Raw genomic sequence first — 17,024 nt, 5'->3', positions numbered from 1 at the left:
ATGGCCAAGAAGAACCGCAAGCGCCCCAGCCAGTTCCAAAATCCCCTCCTGAGCAACGCATCGAAGACGCTGTTCGCCAACATCCGCTTCGTCTCCATCGACGAGAAGGTGAAGACGATTGTGGTCACGTCGACGGGCATGGACGAGGGCAAAACCCAGGTCAGCACCAACCTTGCCTGCGCCATCGCCAGCTCCGGCAAGAAGGTGCTCATCGTCGACACCGACATGCGCCGCCGCTGCATCGCGGGGCTTCTGGGCATCCACACGGAATGCGGCCTGTATTCCGTACTCGTCGGGCAGGCGCCGCTTAAAAGCGCCATCTACCCGACCGACCGCCCCAACCTGTATTTCATGGACACCGAGCCGAACATTCCCTCCCCTCCCGACGTCCTTTCGACCAAGCGCTTCTCGGCCCTCGTTGACACGCTGCGCGAGATGTTCGACTACGTGATATTCGATTCGCCTCCCATCGGACTTTTCGTGGACGCGGCCATCATATCGAACCTGGTCGACGGCACGCTGTACGTCATCCGCGAGCGCGCGGCGAAGCGTGACGACGTCGTCGCCGGCGTGCAGCAGCTCAAGGCCGCCAACGCGCGCATCTTGGGCTCGGTCATCACGTTCTCGCGCGAAGAAGCGAACAACGATTACTACTACGCCTACTACAACTCCGACGGGAAGCGCGTCTCCCGCAAGGACCGCGAAAAGCAGCTGATGGACAATCCCAACGCGCGCGACCTCGCTGCCGACGACATCGGCCAGTGGGCGCGCAAGGCTGGCATCGACCCCAAGCAGGCGGAACGCAGGGAAGCTGGCTCGCGACCGCGGCGCCAAGGTGCAAATGCGGGCATGGGCGCGAGCGCGGGTGTGAACCCGAACGCTAATGCGGGTGCTGGCATGCCCCCGACCGCAAACCAGCAAAGGGCCGCTCAGGCGAACGGCGACGAGCAATTCCCGCGCGGCGCCTTCAAGCCGGCGGTACCACGCCGTGCCGACGGCCGCGCACCGCGCCACAAGAACACGAGAATCTAACGTAGCGCCCATGACGGGAGGCCCACGGTGGGGCTTCCCGTCATGCTTTCCAGCTGCCTGCGACAAAGAGGCGCTCGGCCAGCGGAAAGGACAGGTCGCACGAGCGGTTTGTGAAGGCGGCGACGCGTGCAAACCGCGCGAGCGGCGCTGCCGACAATCCACACGAGCAGGGCCGCCGGCAGCTCGCTGACCAGCACATTCTAAGGAACCCATGGCAAACGACAATCCGAAACCGACCGAAGAGGATATCGCCCCCAAGCACGCGAAGGCGCCGAGCGCGCAAGCTTCCAGCTCGGGAGACGGCCCCCGCAAGAAGCGCCCGCAGATCGCGGCGCTCGTCGTGCTGCTCATCATCCTGGTGTGCGCGGCAGTTGCCGGCGGCGCGTACCTCGTGTGGCAGAACGCTCAGATCGCGAAATCGGCCGAGGAGGCTGCCACGACCCCCGAGCCGGAAGCCCCCACCACTTCGCAAGACACCGCGGACCCGCGGGTGGAAAACCCCATCGATTTCGCATCGCTTCGCCTGGAGAACCCCGACATCTACGCCTGGATCTACATTCCCGGCACCGATGTGAACTACCCGGTGGTGCAGCACCCGACCGATGACACGTTCTACCTGAAACACAACAAGGACGGCGAATGGTCCGAGGAGGGCGCCATTTACACGCAGCTGGCAAACAGGACCGACTTCTCCGACCCCGTCACGGTGATCTACGGGCACAACCTGGTGCAGGGAACCATGTTCTCCACGCTGCACCGCTTCGAGAACAAGGACTTCTTCGACTCCCACGAGGACATGTACGTCTACACCGACGGGCACATCCTCACCTACCGCGTGATTGCCGCCTACCAGTACGACAACCGTCACATCCTGAACTCGTTCAACTTCTCCGACCCGACCATCGTCCAGCAGTACTTCGACTCGGTACTCAGCCCCGACTCGCTCGTCGAGAACGTGCGCGAGGGAACGACCCTCACTTCAAGCGATAAAATCGTGCAGCTGAGCACCTGCACCGGCGATTCCAACCACATCGTGAGAAGATACCTCGTGACGGGAGTTCTCGTCAGCGATCAACCGACTTACTAGCACGAAAGACGAAGCACTTTGGAAGTGAGCGAAACGAAAGACAACGCACTGGATGAGGCGGGAAGCGGCACTGCCCCGACGCCCGAGGCTCCCGAGGAGGCCCCGACGCCCAAGGCGACCGAGGCGCCCCAGACGATGGAGGAAGAGGTCCTCATCAGGAAGAAGAAGCGCCACCATTCGCGCCGCAAGAAGATCCTGAAGCGCGTTGCCATCGTCGTGGGGATTCTCGTGGCGATCGCGGTCGCCGTCGCCGTCGCCGCCTTCGCCTTCATGAAGTCGGGCGAGAGCGCCGTGAAGCAAGCCAACACTGCCGACGACATCCAGGCGGATGACAGCGCCGTGACTTACGACGAGGGCCGCACCGTCGAGTACAACGGGAAAACGTACGCACTGAACGAGAACATGGTTTCCATCGCCGTCATAGGCTACGACCGTCAGACCGAGGAGGTCGTGCCGGGCAAGAGCGTCGGGCAGGCGGACGCCGTCATGGTGCTCGCCGTGAACCTCGACACCGGCGAGACGACGGGAATCGGCATCCCGCGCGACTCGATGGTCGAGGTGGGCGAGTTCATGGGAGACACCTTCACCGGCATGTCGACCATGCAGCTGTGCCTGGCCTACGCGTACGGCGACGGCGGCGAGCTGAGCAGCCAATACACTGCCTCCGCGGTTTCGCGTGTGCTGTACAACATGCCCGTGAACTACTACTTCGCACTCGATATGGACGGCGTCGGCGCACTCGCGGATGCCATCGGGGGCGTGTCGTTGACCCCGACGCAGTCGATTCCCAACACCAACATCGTCGAGGGCGAGCCGACCGTTTTGTTCGGGAGCAACGCGCTCAAGTACGTGCAGTGGCGCGACACGTCGGTGCTGACGTCGTCGCTTGACCGCCAGGCGCGCCAGTCACAGTTCGTCGAGACGTTTTGCAAGCAGGCGCTCTCGAGTGCCCAGGGCAACGTCGGGACGCTGGTCAACTTGTACACGACGGCTTCGAACTATGCCGTGACGAACCTGGGGCTCAACGAGTTCAGCTACCTGGCAAGCTCCGTCTTAGCGACGGGGATCATGTCGGTCGACATGACCACTCTTCAGGGCACTATGCAACAGGGGGACAAGTTCGCTGAGTTCTACCTGGACAAGACAAACGTGTACGAAACGGTTCTCAACGTGTACTACCACGAGGTGGGAAGCGAGGAATAGGGCCGCCGTGTTCGGCAAGAGAATGGGCACAGGCGCGTGCGGTAAGCGGACGTGCGGCCGCGAGGCAGCGTGGCGAAAGGAGAGAGCGTGTTCGACATCCATTGCCATATCCTGAACGGGGTCGACGACGGCTCGCGCACGCCGGCGGAGTCCCACCAGATGCTCCTTGCCGCGCGGGACGCCGGCATCGACCACATCGTGTGCACGCCGCATTGCAAGCACTCCGACTTCGACGCAGAACTCATCGAGAAGCGCTATCGGGCCTTCAAGGCGCATGCGGAGAAGAACGGCGTGCGCCTGAGCTTGGGATACGAGGTGCACTGGAAGAAGCTCGCCGACATGGGGCTCGACGCGGCGCCGAGCCTTTGCATCGAGGGCACCAACCTGCTTTTGCTCGAGTTCTCAAGCAGCCATCTGCCGGCGAACTGGCAGCGCGCGATCTACACCATCCAGGGCAAGGGCGTCGACATCGTGATCGCCCACCCTGAGCGCTACAAACCCGTGCAGGAGGATCTCGACGTCGCGCGCGAGATGAGGGAAATGGGCTGCCGGCTTCAACTTTCCGCGAACTTCGTGGAAGGGAGCATCTTCAACCCGCGCCGACGCACTGCAACGGCCCTGCTCAAGAACGGGCTGGTCGACTACCTCGCAAGCGATGCCCACCGGGTGGAGCACTACGCCACCTACCTCAAAGCGCTCAAGGAAGCCCAGAAATACTAGGGATTACCTTCTGCCCGATCTTTGATTGGGCCCGGCAGGGACAGGTGAATCAGCGTTTGCCGTTGACTAGAACGGGTTAGCTTTAGACTTGCTCTTTCCTTTCATGGTCCCACCTGGCCTTTCGCGGTTATCACCATTATCGCTTTTAACGTCAGAGTATCGAGAATCGTTAAATCGCCTATCGCGCCTGCCCGCGAAAAGATAGCGCCCCAAAGGCCGACACAGCGCGCACGCCGTTGTGGCGATGACGAACATTCAAAAAGGCCAGACTCAAATCAACTTTCACTCCAACAGCTAACGCTCTCCCGACAGCCACCGTTAGCGCAAAGGTCCGAAGCGACTTTCATGTCTGACGGACGGGAATGACCGTTGCGCCGCGAACGTTCCTGATTGTCAAACGCTCCATGACCGAATCGCATCGCACCATGCGTTCACATTGAGTGAAAATGCAACATGTGCCATAATCGCTAAATGAATAATTGAGGGAGGCAGACATGGAAGTGCGCAGGGATAGATACCTAAACAACCTGATAGACAGAATGCACAACGGGATGATCAAGGTAATAACGGGCGTCAGACGGTGCGGCAAAACATATCTGCTGTTCGAACTCTTCGGCAACCACCTCAGGGACGAGCTAGGGGTTGACGACGATCATATCGTGGAGGTCGCATTGGACGAGGAAGCGAACAAGGGCCTGCGCGACCCAGGTGCGCTTGACAGCTACTTGAAGTCCAGGATAGCGAATAAGACGTCGCAATACTACGTCATGCTCGACGAGGTGCAATACGCGATCTCCGACGAGGAGCTGCGCGGGCACGAACCTCCTCGCCTCTATGGTGTGCTCAACGGCCTGCTGCGCATGCGAAATGTCGACGTCTACGTGACGGGCAGCAACTCCAAACTGCTGTCCTCCGACGTCATGACGCAGTTTCGCGGACGAGGAGACGAGGTCCGAGTGCGACCACTGTCCTTCTCCGAATTCATGCAAGGCTTTGAGGGAGACAAATACCAGGGTTGGGCCGAGTATGTCGTCTTCGGAGGCATGCCCCTGCTTCTTGGCATGCGCACGGACGAGCAAAAGTCCCGCTACCTAGAGCGCCTGTTCTCCGAGACATACCTGAAAGATGTGGTGGCCAGGAACAAGGTGGCAAAGACCCAAGAGCTCGAAGACCTCGTGGACGTGCTGGCATCCTCCATCGGCTCGCTCACCAACCCACCCAAAATCGAGGCGACCTTCAAAAGCGTTCTGAGCTCGAAGATCACCGCGAACACCATTTCCACTTACATCAGCTACCTCGAGGAGTCTTTCCTCATTGAAGAGGCCCGCCGGTACGACGTCAAGGGACGCAAGTACATCGGGAGCCCTAAGAAATACTACTTCGAGGACATCGGCCTGCGCAACGCGAGACTAGGCTTCAGGCAGGTCGAGGAGACCCACATCATGGAGAACATTGTGTACAACGAGTTGCGCGCGAGGGGCTTTTCCGTCGATGTCGGTTCCGTCGTGAAGGCCAAGCGCGTCGACGGCAAGGTAGTGCGCAAGCAACTCGAGGTGGATTTCGTCGCGAATCTGGGTTCCCGGCGCTATTACATACAGTCGGCGCTTCACTTGCCGGATGAGGAGAAGACACGCCAGGAAAAGGCCCCGCTTCGCGAAGTGCCTGACAGTTTCAGCAAGATCGTGCTCGTGCGCGATGTGGTGAAGCCGACTTACGACAACGAGGGGATTCTGACTATGTCCGTGTTCGATTTTCTGCTCGATGAGGAAAGCCTGCCAAAATAGCTTCTTGGACGCACTTTGAACGCTCTCCAAGAGTCTGGGAACGGCGTTGGGAATGTGAGACTCCAGCAATCGAACGTGCCGCCGCCATGGCGGGGACTGCATTCCCGCTCTAGGGCAAGCCTGCTGAGCGAATGCAGTGGTCAGCAGCCCGAAAAAGTACAGCCTTCGAGGCAAATCTTGGCACGAAAACCGAGGTATCCCACGGGGGAAGGCGCGGGCCGCGGGGCGCCCTCGAATTGGGCGATACGCTGACCTGGGGATTCTTCCCGCGACCGAAAAGCAACCCGCGATGACGCGCCGAAATGAAGCCCCCGCCGTGGGATACCTCGGTTTTCGTGCCGAAATCTTCCCGAATCGCTGCGCTAATTGTGCTCGGAAGGGTCGCGCCGCCGAGCCCCTTTCCTTCCCCGCCGCCACACGACTCGCGAAGCCGATGGTTAGGCGGACAAGACTCCCTCTCAAAGAAGTGCCTCCTGAAAGTGATTGGGAGAGGCCAAGCGCCAAGAATGCGGTTCGCGCTAGGACAACCTGACCGTATTGCGAAATAGCCTGTACGAAAGAAGGGACAGCCGCTTCCTAAAGAAGGGCCTATGATGCATCACGCCAGTCTTTTAGGGACCGTCAAGGAGCAGGAAGGATTGCCATGTTCACAATCGAGGGAACGCACGGCACGGCAGCATGCTATGCCACGAGCATAGAGGAGGAATGCGTCGAGCAGATCCGCACCATGCTCGGCATGCCGTTTGCGGAAGGCGCAAACACCGCCATCATGCCCGACGCGCATTTCGGGATAGGCTGCACCATCGGGACCACGATGAGGGTCGCGGACGCGGTGGTGCCCAACCTCGTGGGCGTGGACATCGGCTGCGGCATGCTCACGGCTGACCTGGGCCACAAGCCCATTGACCTGCCTGCCTTCGACGAGGCGTGCCACGAGATTCCCTCGGGCGCCCGCGTCTGGGACGGGTGTAAGGAGCAATTCGACTTGGAGGAGCTGCGCTGCTACCGCGAGCTCAGGGACGTCAAGCGCCTCAAGCGCTCGCTGGGCACCCTCGGCAGCGGCAACCACTTCATCGAAATCGACGTCGCCTCCGACGGCATGCAGCGCCTGGTCATCCACTCAGGCTCGCGCAACCTGGGGCTGCAGGTGGCGAACTACTACCAAGGCCTCGCCGTCGATTTGCACAGCGGCAAGGAGGGCTTCTTCGAGCGCAAGCGGGAGCTCATCGACGCGTACAAGTCGGCCAGGCGCCGCGATGAGATCCAGGCGGCGCTCAAGGAGCTCGCAGCGCAATACAAGGATGCCGACCCCGACGCGCCCGCCGACCTGTGTTGGCTCTACGGCAGCTACATGGACGACTACCTGCACGATGTCGACGTCTGCCAGCGCTTCGCCGCCCGCAACCGCGAGCGCATGATGGTGGAGATTCTCGCGCGCACAGGCCTTGACGCCTCGTCGGAGTTTCATACCGTCCACAACTACATCGACGTGGATGAGATGATTCTTCGCAAGGGCGCCATCGCCGCGCACGCGGGAGAGACCGTGCTCATCCCGCTGAACATGCGCGACGGCTCCATCATCGCGAAGGGGCGCGGCAACGAGGCGTGGAACAACTCAGCGCCCCACGGCGCGGGCCGCATCATGTCGCGACGCGAGGCGAGGGAAACGCTCGACCTGCGCGAATACCGGGCCACCATGGAGGGCATCTACTCGACCTCGGTGAACGAGCGCACCATCGACGAGGCCCCGGATGCCTACAAGCCCATCGAGGACATCATCGGCCCCATCGCCGACGCGGTCGATATCATCGACGTCATGAGGCCGATCTACAACTTCAAGGCGTCGTAAGGGAAGGCGACGGGGGCTGCTTTTCCGCCCGACGCAAAACCGACGCAACCGACGAAAAACCGACGCAAAGCCGACGTAAAATTTTTCGTCGGCTTTGCGTCTTCCTTGTCGGCCGAGGGAACCGCCCCCGGTTCCTATAGGCTGGTTTAGGCTCAGCCGAAATCCATTAGGCCCCAAAGCTCCCCATAGAAAACCGCAAATGAGGGGCACCGCAAAGCATCTACACTCTGACGTAGCGAGTCCCACGACCAGCGCCCTGGACCACGACGAGGTTCTTCTTTTCGAGCTGCTTAAGTACCCTTAAAGTCTTGTCCCTTCCGAAACCGCACGCGTCTGTGATTTGGCTTCTCGAGAGAAGATGGCCCGGCAAAAGCAGGGACATAATCCCCTTTTCGTCGGCATCAAGCAGTGGTTCCGCATCCGTGACGGGAAGAATCACAGTTATTGAGCCCCCTGTAATCTCGAAACGCGGTCTTGCCCCCGTTCTAACGCAGCTTTCCTTGATGCGCCGAATTCCTGTGCCGAACTGCTCGATAATGCCAAGACGAAAGAAAACACTGGCCAGAACGGGATTGCGGAGGATGGATAGATTCCCCGAGAGGTAGTCCTCGGTTGTCACCCCTCGAGGGAGCCCGCCTGGGGAGGCTATTTCCACGCGATTATCGAACATGGAAATACGGATGTGCGCAGAGACATCCCTTTTCTTGGGAAGCCCCGGCATGCTCTGGCTCATCCTAAGCTCCTTCCTTCGTTTGATGATTGAAGGATACCTTTCATGATGGGTTTATTTAGGCCATCATCCGCGCGATCACGCGATTGCGAGAACTACACCGTTATCCTTGCCATGTCGCGGAATCGAGAGCTTTAACCCACCTGGTGTTAATGGGGGCGTCTCGCAAAAATGCCCGCATAACTGAGTAAAGGGACTCAAGTCTAAGCTCGTCGAAGAACATGCCACCGCGACAGTTGAGCGCCGCTCGACATGGTTGCCGCCAAGCTCGTTCCCTCAGGCGAGCCTTTTGAACGAGTGTAGTGACAGACGGAGGCAAAAAAGTTCAGCCTGCGGGGCAAATCTTGGCACGAAAACCGAGGTGTCCCACTAGGAAGGAGAGGGCCACGGCGTGCCCTCAAATTGAGAGACACGCTGACCTGTGGTTTCTTCCTGCAGCCGAAAATTAACCCGCGAGGGAACGCAGAAACGGGGCCTTCGTCGTGGGATACCTCGGTTTTTGTGCCGGAATCTTCCCGAATCGCTGTACTAGTTGAGCTTGAGAACGCCTCTGGCGCGACGCTCCTCAAGCAAGCGGTTGGCAGCTTGCAGTATTGCGGCATTGCGACCCGCCCAGACCCCGGGGAACATCGAATAACGCCAAATCTTCCATGCCGACACCTGGCAGAAACAAATCTTCCCCCGAGAATTCCTAACTTCGATTTCACTCTCACGCCTGCCCGCCTTCGTTTACGCCCTCGCGCGTCCGCACGCCCTCGCGCGCCCGAAAGACCCCCGCCAGCGCGCCCATCTTCGCGATTGGCGATATACTGGAACCCTACGCAACCATTAAGCCCACCAGGCTGCAAAGGAGCCATCTCATGAACGATTTCGGATCCATCCGCGACGCCGTTTCCCGCGTCGCGCCACGCTATGCCATCGCGAAGGTCGCGGTATTCTCGCTTTACGCCTCCGACCAGGCACGCACGGGCGGGGACGCCTGCCTTCTGCTCGACGTCGGGTGCACCTTCTCGCGCGCCGACGCCGCACAGTTCCGCCGCTTCATCGCCGAGGACCTCGGCTGCACAGTCGACGTGGTCTTCCGCTCGGCACTCACCGCCAAAGACTTCGCCCGTGCGGAAACCGAGGCCCGCGTGGTGTACGAGAACCCCGACGTGGTAATCGCCTCCACGCCCGACACGCGAGTCCAAGCTACTCCTCCGGCCGCGCCCAAGCCGCCCGTCCGCTAGCGCCCATTTGCGCGGCGTTTCCGCAGTTTTCGCAGAAGAAGGCTGCACGGCATGCGCTTTCGCTATCATGGAACCCTACCCACACGAGTATCGCTGCGCGCGAGCGCACGACATCGATATGAAGGAGCTTTTGCATGTGCGGAATCTGCGGATTCACCCAAGCGACCAGCGCTGACGCCCCCGCGCTCAAGGCCATGTGCGACATCATGGCGCATCGCGGGCCCGACGGCGAGGGCCAGTATCTCGACGCGGAAAGCGGAATCGCGCTCGGGCACCGCCGCCTCTCGCTCATCGACCTGGCGAACGGCAACCAGCCCATGGTTCGCGCGACAGGCGAACACGACTCGGCCATCACTTCCCCCGCCCTCATGCCCGACGGCACACCGTGCGGCACGCCCGAATCAATGCTCGCGAAGGGCGATTTCGCCATCGTGTTCAACGGCGAAATCTACAACTACCAGGACCTTCGCGCCGAACTCGAGACGCAGGGCTGGCAGTTCAAGACGAAATCCGACACGGAAGTGCTGCTCACGGGCTATCTCGCATGGGGAGAAGGCGTGCTCGACCGCCTGCGCGGCATGTTCGCATTCGCCATCTGGAACCGCGCGACACGCGAGCTTTTCTGTGCGCGCGATTTCTTCGGCATCAAACCGTTTTACTACACGCAGCAGAACGGCCAGTTCATCTTCGCGTCCGAGATCAAATGCATTCTGGAGCACCCCGCCTATACCCGCGAGCTCAATCGCGAGGCACTCGAGCAGTACCTGTGTTTCCAGTTCAGCGCGCTGCCGGAGACCTTCTTCAAGGGCATCTTCAAGCTCGCGCCCGCGCATTGCATGACCGTGCACGCCGACGGCTCCATCACCGAGCGCCGCTACTGGCGCCCCGAGTACCACTTCGATGAGAACCGCAACCGCGAGGACACCGCGCGCGCAATTGACGAGGTCATGCGCGACAGCGTGCGCTACCACAACGTGGCCGACGTCGAGGTCGGAAGCTTCCTGTCGTCGGGTATCGACTCCAGCTACATGGCGGCGTGCCTAGCCAAGGAGAACCCCGACATCAAGACGTTCACCGTGGGCTTCGAGTGCTACAAGCAGGCGGCGGCGAACAATGCCGAAGGTGCCGGCGGCAAGACCATGCGCGACGAGATTTCTTGGGCGCGCGAGCTGGCGGACGACCTGCATATTGCCAACACCGACAAGTACATCGGCGAGGAGGAATACTGGGCGAGCCTTCCGCGCGTGCAGTGGCACATGGACGAGCCCTCCGCCGACCCTTCCGCCGTGGCGCTGTACTTCGTCGACCAGATTGCCGCCACCCAGGTGAAGGCCGTGCTTTCCGGAGAAGGTGCCGACGAGTTCTTCGGAGGCTATCGAATCTACCAGACGCCGTTCTCCAACGCGAAGGTAAGCTGGGCGCCGAAGGGCCTGCTCAAGGGCGCATCCCATGCGATGCGCGCGCTTCATCTGCGCGGCGCGAACTATCTTGAGCGCGCAAGCGAGACGCCTGAGGACTGGTACTACACCAACGCGAACGGCGTCGCCTTCACGCCCGACGAGCGCGCGCGCCTGCTCAAGGGCGGCTGCAGCGCCCCCACCCCGCAATCGCTCACGGCGCCCGTGTACGCCGAGGCGGCGGGTCTCGACGACACGACGCGCATGCAGTACGTCGACCTGTACTTCTGGCTGGTGGGCGACATCCTGCTCAAGACCGACAAGATGTCGATGGCGCATTCGCTCGAATCGCGCGTGCCCTTCCTCGACCGCCGCGTGTTCGACCTGTCCGCGACCATCCCCACCGCGCTTAAAGCCAACGAGCAGCAGACGAAGCTCACGCTGCGCGACGCCGCGGAATTCGCCATCCCGAAGGACTGGGCGCAAAAGGAGAAGCTCGGCTTCCCCGTGCCGGTCGTGAACTGGCTGCGCGAGGATCGCTACTACACCATGGTGAAGGAGTGGTTCACGGGCGACATCGCGCGCGAGTTCTTCAACACCGATGAGCTGGTGCGCCTGCTCGACGAGCACAAGGAGGGCGCCGATCGCTCGCGCAAGATCTGGATCGTGTACATGTTCCTCATGTGGTACAAGATCTACTTCGTCGATCGCACCGTGCCGGAAAAGCCCGAAGCGCACTAACGGATTCGTTGCTAACTGCGAGAACAGCAGTGCCCCTTGCTCGACCGATCGATGCAAGGGGCACTATTTGTTAGCAAGCTTATTGTTGCCCCGAATGAGTTCGGGCGATTGGCTGGGGAGCAGCGGAAACGCTTTGCACGACAGTCAAAGCCGAGGATGCTCAGCTTACACGAGCTTCGATGCGTCGACGGCGGCGAGATGGCCGGTCGCGCGGTGCTCGAAGAACACGAGGCGCCCGTCTCGGCTTCGGTACAGCTCGCGGAACAGCGAGAGGTCGAGCTTGGCCTCGACAGATGCGGCTGGTTTGGAGCTGTTTGCGGGGGCGGCGGGTTCGGGATTGCTTGCAGAAGCAACCTGCGCGGGACTCCCGCTAGCTGCAGCAGCTTTAACACCATCGCACGACGCCGGCTCGGGATCGAAATCGGCCCCTTCATCAACGATTACGCCGACTCCGCTGCAGCGGCCGCGCGTCGAGAAATCCTCATCGCCCGTATAGGCAACAGGCTCATTCTCAGGTTCCGAAACAGGCGCTTCCTCGAACAGATCCGCACTCCAGCGCGAAGCCTTGAGATCGTCAGTTTCCCCAAAACCAGGAAACCCATCGCCGAACGTGAAGTACTCGCGCTTGCTGTGAAAAGGTGTTTTGCGCTCCACCATGATCAGACGTGGTCCCTTACGCCGTCGTAGCTCACGTTCCAGAAAACGAGGCCGGCTGCAGGTGCGTTCTCCCCAGCAGCGCATCGGTCGCACGCCTGAAGCACGTCGGCGACCCATTCGGGCTTCCGCTGGCCGCAGCCGACCATGGCAAGCGTGCCCACGATGGTGCGCACCATAGAATGGAGGAACGCGTTGCCCTTCACCGTGACGACGACGGCCCGCTCCCCCATCACCTCTTCGCGAGCGAACGAGATTTCATGCACATTGCGACACGTCGGCTTCCCCACGGCGCTTGCCGCCATGCAGAAACTCTTGAAATCGTGCTCGCCGATAAGCGCGCGGGACGCCTCGCGCATCGCCTCGACATCAAGCGGCTTCGGGATATGCCACGAGAAATCGCGCAGGAAAATGGGCGGCGCGGGCTCGGTGCAGATGAAGTAGCGGTACTCGCGCTCCGTCGCGTCGAAGCGGGCGGAGAAGCCGGGTTCGCGCTCGTCGACCGAGCGCACGACGATGGCCTCGTGCGTGAGCGCGTTCATCGACCGGGCGAGACTTTCAAGCGTACGATCACGCAATTCATCAGGCGAAATGTCGAAGCTCACGACTTGAGCGCGCGCATGGACGCCCGCATCAGTGCGGCCGGCACACGTGGTTTCCACCTCGCGGCGAAACAGCAGTTCAAGCGCATGTTCTATCTCGCCCTGCACCGTAAGTTGGCCGGGCTGGCGGGCGAAGCCGCTGAAAGGCTTGCCGTTGTAGGCGACGGCAAGCGAAAGCGTCATATTGTTTTTGACATTATCCATAACGAGCATGATACCTTATTTGCGAGCGAACACGGCAAGCAATAAGGCTGTGAACCTCATATCGAGCTGCAGCGAACTGCAAAGAGCCCAGGGCGAGATTCGGCGGCCTGCGGCGAGCCAGGGGAACGCGAAGCACCGACCTGCGAAGAAACAAGGGAGGCTACCTGAGGCAAGTCACGGGCGACCTGCAACGCAGCGACCCGCAATGAACTATCGAGGAGAAGAAAACGCTGGCCCGAGGAATCCCCCCAGGCCAGCGATAAGCAGTTCCCTAAGCGATCAGCGCACCACGTCCGAACAAATCCTGCAGCTCGCTTCGCATGACCGGCGAACCCGAATCGACCGTGACCGGCAGCTCCGCGCGGAAGCGGCGTCCGTCGGACTGCGTGACGAGAAGCACGACCCCATCGCGGCCCGGATACGACTGCAAGATGCGGTTCAGTCGCAGCAGTTTCTGCTGGTCAAACTCACACGACGGCACGTTGAGCTGCAGATGCGAGGGGCGAGCATCCGCTTCGTTCAACTCGATTTCCTCAATCTCGAACGCCATGATCTGGTTGCCGCGGTCACTGTGCTCGAACTTGCCCTTGATCTTCACGATGGCATCCTCGTGGATGGCCTCCGCATTCTCGTCGTACTTGAAGCAGATGCACTCCATATGGCCCGTCGTGTCCTCGATCGTGAACGTGGCCATCTTCGTGCCGCGCTTGGTGAGCTTGGTCACCACGTTGGACACCATGCCGACGAACGTCGCCGACTTGATTTCCTTCGTGCGCTCGGCCAAATCACCCAGCTGGAACTTCGTCATACGGGAAATCGCGCTCTCGTACGGTGCGAGCGGGTGCTCGGACACGTAGATCTTCATGATTTCCTTCTCGTAGGCAAGCTTGGTGCGCTTGTCCCACTCGATGCCGTCGGGCGCGGGCACGTCTTCCTGAAAACCGGAGTCCTCATCGGCGGCGAACAGGTCGAACATGCTCACCTGGCCGGCGTCGCGATCCTTCTGGCGCTTCGAGGCGTTCTCGAGCAGCGGCGTGTCCTCCAAGAAGTACATGAGTTGCTTGCGCGTGTACCCCGTCGAATCGAAGGCGCCGCCCTTGATGAGCGCTTCGAGCGTCTTTCGGTTGAAGCATTTCGCGTCGACGCGGTTCACGAAGTCGTGCAGGCTGGTGAACGGGCCGTTCTCCTCGCGCTCGGCGATGATGGCGTCGGCCACGTTGCGCCCAACACCGCGCACGCCGACAAGCCCGAAGCGGATGCCGTCCTTGACCGGGGTGAACTCGGCGTTCGACGAGTTGATGTCCGGCGGCAGCACGGGCGTGCCGTTGTGGTTGCAGCTCGCGATGTAGCGGATGAGGCGGTCGGTGTTGCCCATGTAGCTCGACAGCACTGCGGCCATGTACTCGTTGGGGTAATGCGCCTTCAGGTACGCCGTGCGCATGACCAGAATGGAGTACGCAGCCGAGTGCGATTTGTTGAACGCGTACTTAGCGAACTTCTCCGCGTCGTCCCAAATCTTCTTCGCGATATCGAGCGAGTAGCCGTTCTCAACCGCACCATTGTTCCAGTCTTCCTGGAGCAGGCGCATGATGTCGATTTTCTTCTTGCCCATTGCCTTGCGCAGCTTGTCTGCCTTGCCGGCGGAAAAGCCGCTCATCACCATGGACACCTGCATGATCTGTTCCTGGTAGACCATGGTGCCGTAGGTTTCCTCGAGCACGGGGCGCAGGCGATCGTCGTAATAATGGACGGGCGTTTTGCCGCTCGCCACCTTCACGTAGTCGTCGACCATGCCAGACTCGAGCGGGCCCGGACGGTTGAGGGCGATCGATGCGACAATGTCGGAGAAGCGGCGCGGTGGAAGCCGCGCGAACAGGCTCACGTACAGCGAACCCTCCACCTGGAACAGGCCGTCCATATTGCCCGAGCGCATGAGGGCGAACGCGCCCTCGTCGTCGGTGGGAATCTCCTCGGGCACCATCTTGATGCCGGTGGTCTGCTCGACGTTGCGGCATGCGCGCGAGAGCACGCCCAAGGTGCGCAGGCCAAGAAAGTCCATCTTGAGCAAGCCCAGGTCAGGGGTATAGTGGCCGTCGTATTGCGTGATGATGCCGCCGCCTTTGGTGTCGCGCTTCATGGGCACGTGGTCGGCCATGGGGTCGCGGCAGATGATGGTCGCGCAGGCGTGCACGCCCTCGCCGCGCACGTGGCCTTCGATCGACTTCGCGGCATCGACGACCTGCCGCACGTCCTCTTCGCCGTCGTAGGCCTTCTTCAGGTCGGGGTTCGTCTCGAGCGCCTTGTCGATGGTGATGCCGAGCTCGTCGCCAATCATCTTACAGATGCGGTCGCCCACGCTGTAGGGGTAGTCGAGCACGCGCGCGGCATCGCGCACGGCGTTCTTCGCCTGCAGCTTGCCGAACGTGATAACGCCCGACACATGGTCCTCGCCGTAGACTTCTTTAATATGCTCGATGACTTCCTGGCGACGCTCATCCTCGAAGTCAACGTCGATATCGGGCATCTCCACGCGCTCGGGCGACAGGAAGCGTTCGAACAGAAGCCCGTTGGGAAGCGGGTCGAGGTCGGTAATGCCCATGGCGTAAGTGCAGATGGCGCCTGCGGCCGAGCCACGACCTGGGCCAACGCCGATTCCCTGGCTACGGGCCCAGGCGATGTATTCCTGCACGATGAGGAAGTACGCCGGGAAGCCTTGCTGCAAGATGATGCCAGCCTCGTATTCATAGCGATCCCATGCCTCTTTGGGCACCGGGTCGCCGTAGCGCTTCTTCAAGCCCCACTCGCACTGCTTGCGGAACCAGCTTTCCTCGGTTTCGCCCTCTGGCAAGGGGAAACGCGGCAGAATGGAGTCGCGCTCGAGCACAACGTCGATCTTATCGGCCACCTCGACCGTGTTGTCGCACGCCTCGGGGAACTCGGAGAGCGCCTCGCGCATCTCCTCTTCCGTCTTCATGTAGAACTCGTCGTTCTCGAAGCGCATACGGTTCGCGTCGTTCACCGCCGAACCCGTGCCGATGCACAGCATGATGTCCTGCGCCTTGGCGTCTTCCTTCTTCAGGTAGTGGAAGTCGTTCGTGGCGATAGTCTTTAGGCCCGCAAGCTGGGCGACCTTGGTGAGCTGGCGGTTGAGCTCGGTCTGCGTCATGCCGGCGTCGGTGCGCAGGCCCTGGTTTTGCAGCTCGATGTAGAAGTCGCCCTCGTCGAAGCAGCTCGCGAAACGGCGCGCCCACTCGACCGCGTCGTCGAACTGGCGGTTGTCCAGAAGCTTCGGGATGATGCCCGCGATGCACGCGGACGAGCCGATGATGCCGTGGCCGTACTTTTGCAGCATGGAGAACGTCGTGCGCGGCTTGTAGTAGAAGTTGTCAACGTGCGATTCGCTGACCAGGTGCAACAGGTTGTGATAGCCCTCGTTGGTCTTCGCAAGGAGCAGCAGGTGGTACAGCTTCGGCTTTACGTCCTTGCGCAGCTCCTCATCGGTGGTGAAGTAGACCTCGCAGCCGTAGATGGGCTTGACCTTCTTGCCCGTTTCCTTCTCAACCGCCGTGCACGCGTCGCACAGCTCCGGCACGCCCGACATGACACCGTGGTCGGTGATAGCCACGGCCGGCATGTCGAGATCGGCGGCGCGACGGACCATGTCCTTCACATGGGTCAAGCCGTCGAGCAGGGAATATTCGGTGTGATTGTGCAAATGTACGAACGCCATGGATGTGCCTCGAATCGCTTACGTGGTATGCGCGCGGAGTGTGTTTGCAAGTGTGGGTGCGC

12 protein-coding genes are annotated in these 17,024 nt (G+C 61.0%); 8 read left to right on the top strand and 4 right to left on the bottom strand.

What is annotated here, in order from left to right; genetic code table 11:
* The 6 genes from Q0I65_RS02965 (at position 1) to Q0I65_RS02940 (ending at position 7,675) form a co-directional block, all read left to right on the top strand.
* Positions 1-1,032 carry a CpsD/CapB family tyrosine-protein kinase gene (locus Q0I65_RS02965; RefSeq protein WP_296059654.1) on the top strand — a complete coding sequence of 344 codons (1,032 nt, stop codon included), beginning with the start codon at positions 1-3 and terminating at the stop codon, positions 1,030-1,032.
* A gap of 211 nt (positions 1,033-1,243) precedes the next feature.
* Positions 1,244-2,119 (top strand): sortase, encoded by an 876-nt coding sequence (locus Q0I65_RS02960; protein ID WP_296059653.1) that lies wholly within the window; start codon positions 1,244-1,246, stop codon positions 2,117-2,119.
* 24 nt (positions 2,120-2,143) lie between these two features.
* Positions 2,144-3,322 carry an LCP family protein gene (locus Q0I65_RS02955; protein WP_296059652.1) on the top strand — a complete coding sequence of 393 codons (1,179 nt, stop codon included), beginning with the start codon at positions 2,144-2,146 and terminating at the stop codon, positions 3,320-3,322.
* A gap of 87 nt (positions 3,323-3,409) precedes the next feature.
* A complete protein-coding gene (locus Q0I65_RS02950; protein ID WP_296059651.1) occupies positions 3,410-4,042 on the top strand; it encodes a CpsB/CapC family capsule biosynthesis tyrosine phosphatase in 633 nt (210 codons plus the stop codon).
* 551 nt (positions 4,043-4,593) lie between these two features.
* On the top strand, positions 4,594-5,826 hold the full coding sequence (locus tag Q0I65_RS02945) for an ATP-binding protein (protein ID WP_296059650.1): 1,233 nt from the start codon (positions 4,594-4,596) through the stop codon (positions 5,824-5,826).
* Positions 5,827-6,469: 643 nt separating this feature from the next.
* Positions 6,470-7,675 (top strand): RtcB family protein, encoded by a 1,206-nt coding sequence (locus Q0I65_RS02940; RefSeq protein ID WP_296059649.1) that lies wholly within the window; start codon positions 6,470-6,472, stop codon positions 7,673-7,675.
* A gap of 220 nt (positions 7,676-7,895) precedes the next feature.
* Here Q0I65_RS02940 and Q0I65_RS02935 read toward each other — a convergent pair whose 3' ends face one another.
* Positions 7,896-8,408 carry an ATP-binding protein gene (locus tag Q0I65_RS02935; RefSeq protein WP_296059647.1) on the bottom strand — a complete coding sequence of 171 codons (513 nt, stop codon included), beginning with the start codon at positions 8,406-8,408 and terminating at the stop codon, positions 7,896-7,898.
* Between the two features lie 857 nt (positions 8,409-9,265).
* Here Q0I65_RS02935 and Q0I65_RS02930 point away from each other — a divergent pair.
* The gene (locus Q0I65_RS02930; protein ID WP_296059643.1) at positions 9,266-9,634 is read left to right on the top strand and encodes a hypothetical protein; all 369 of its coding nucleotides are present in this window, start codon (positions 9,266-9,268) and stop codon (positions 9,632-9,634) included.
* Positions 9,635-9,768: 134 nt separating this feature from the next.
* Positions 9,769-11,772 carry an asparagine synthase (glutamine-hydrolyzing) gene (asnB, locus tag Q0I65_RS02925; RefSeq protein ID WP_296059642.1) on the top strand — a complete coding sequence of 668 codons (2,004 nt, stop codon included), beginning with the start codon at positions 9,769-9,771 and terminating at the stop codon, positions 11,770-11,772.
* A 165-nt stretch (positions 11,773-11,937) separates the two neighbouring features.
* On the opposite strand, the gene Q0I65_RS02920 is transcribed toward asnB, so the two are convergent.
* From Q0I65_RS02920 to dnaE, 3 genes are all read right to left on the bottom strand, one after another.
* Complete coding sequence (locus Q0I65_RS02920) at positions 11,938-12,429, bottom strand: hypothetical protein (RefSeq protein WP_296059640.1); 492 nt, start codon at positions 12,427-12,429, stop codon at positions 11,938-11,940.
* A gap of 2 nt (positions 12,430-12,431) precedes the next feature.
* Positions 12,432-13,232 carry a tRNA pseudouridine(38-40) synthase TruA gene (gene truA / locus Q0I65_RS02915; protein WP_296059638.1) on the bottom strand — a complete coding sequence of 267 codons (801 nt, stop codon included), beginning with the start codon at positions 13,230-13,232 and terminating at the stop codon, positions 12,432-12,434.
* 271 nt (positions 13,233-13,503) lie between these two features.
* The gene (gene dnaE, locus Q0I65_RS02910; RefSeq protein ID WP_296059636.1) at positions 13,504-16,962 is read right to left on the bottom strand and encodes a DNA polymerase III subunit alpha; all 3,459 of its coding nucleotides are present in this window, start codon (positions 16,960-16,962) and stop codon (positions 13,504-13,506) included.
* Positions 16,963-17,024: the final 62 nt, after the last annotated feature.

Origin of the sequence: uncultured Ellagibacter sp., from assembly GCF_934643285.1 — a bacterium.
GTDB lineage: Bacteria > Actinomycetota > Coriobacteriia > Coriobacteriales > Eggerthellaceae > Ellagibacter.
Note: the sequence above shows the minus strand (reverse complement) of the source record. Positions and strands in the feature narration are given on the sequence as shown.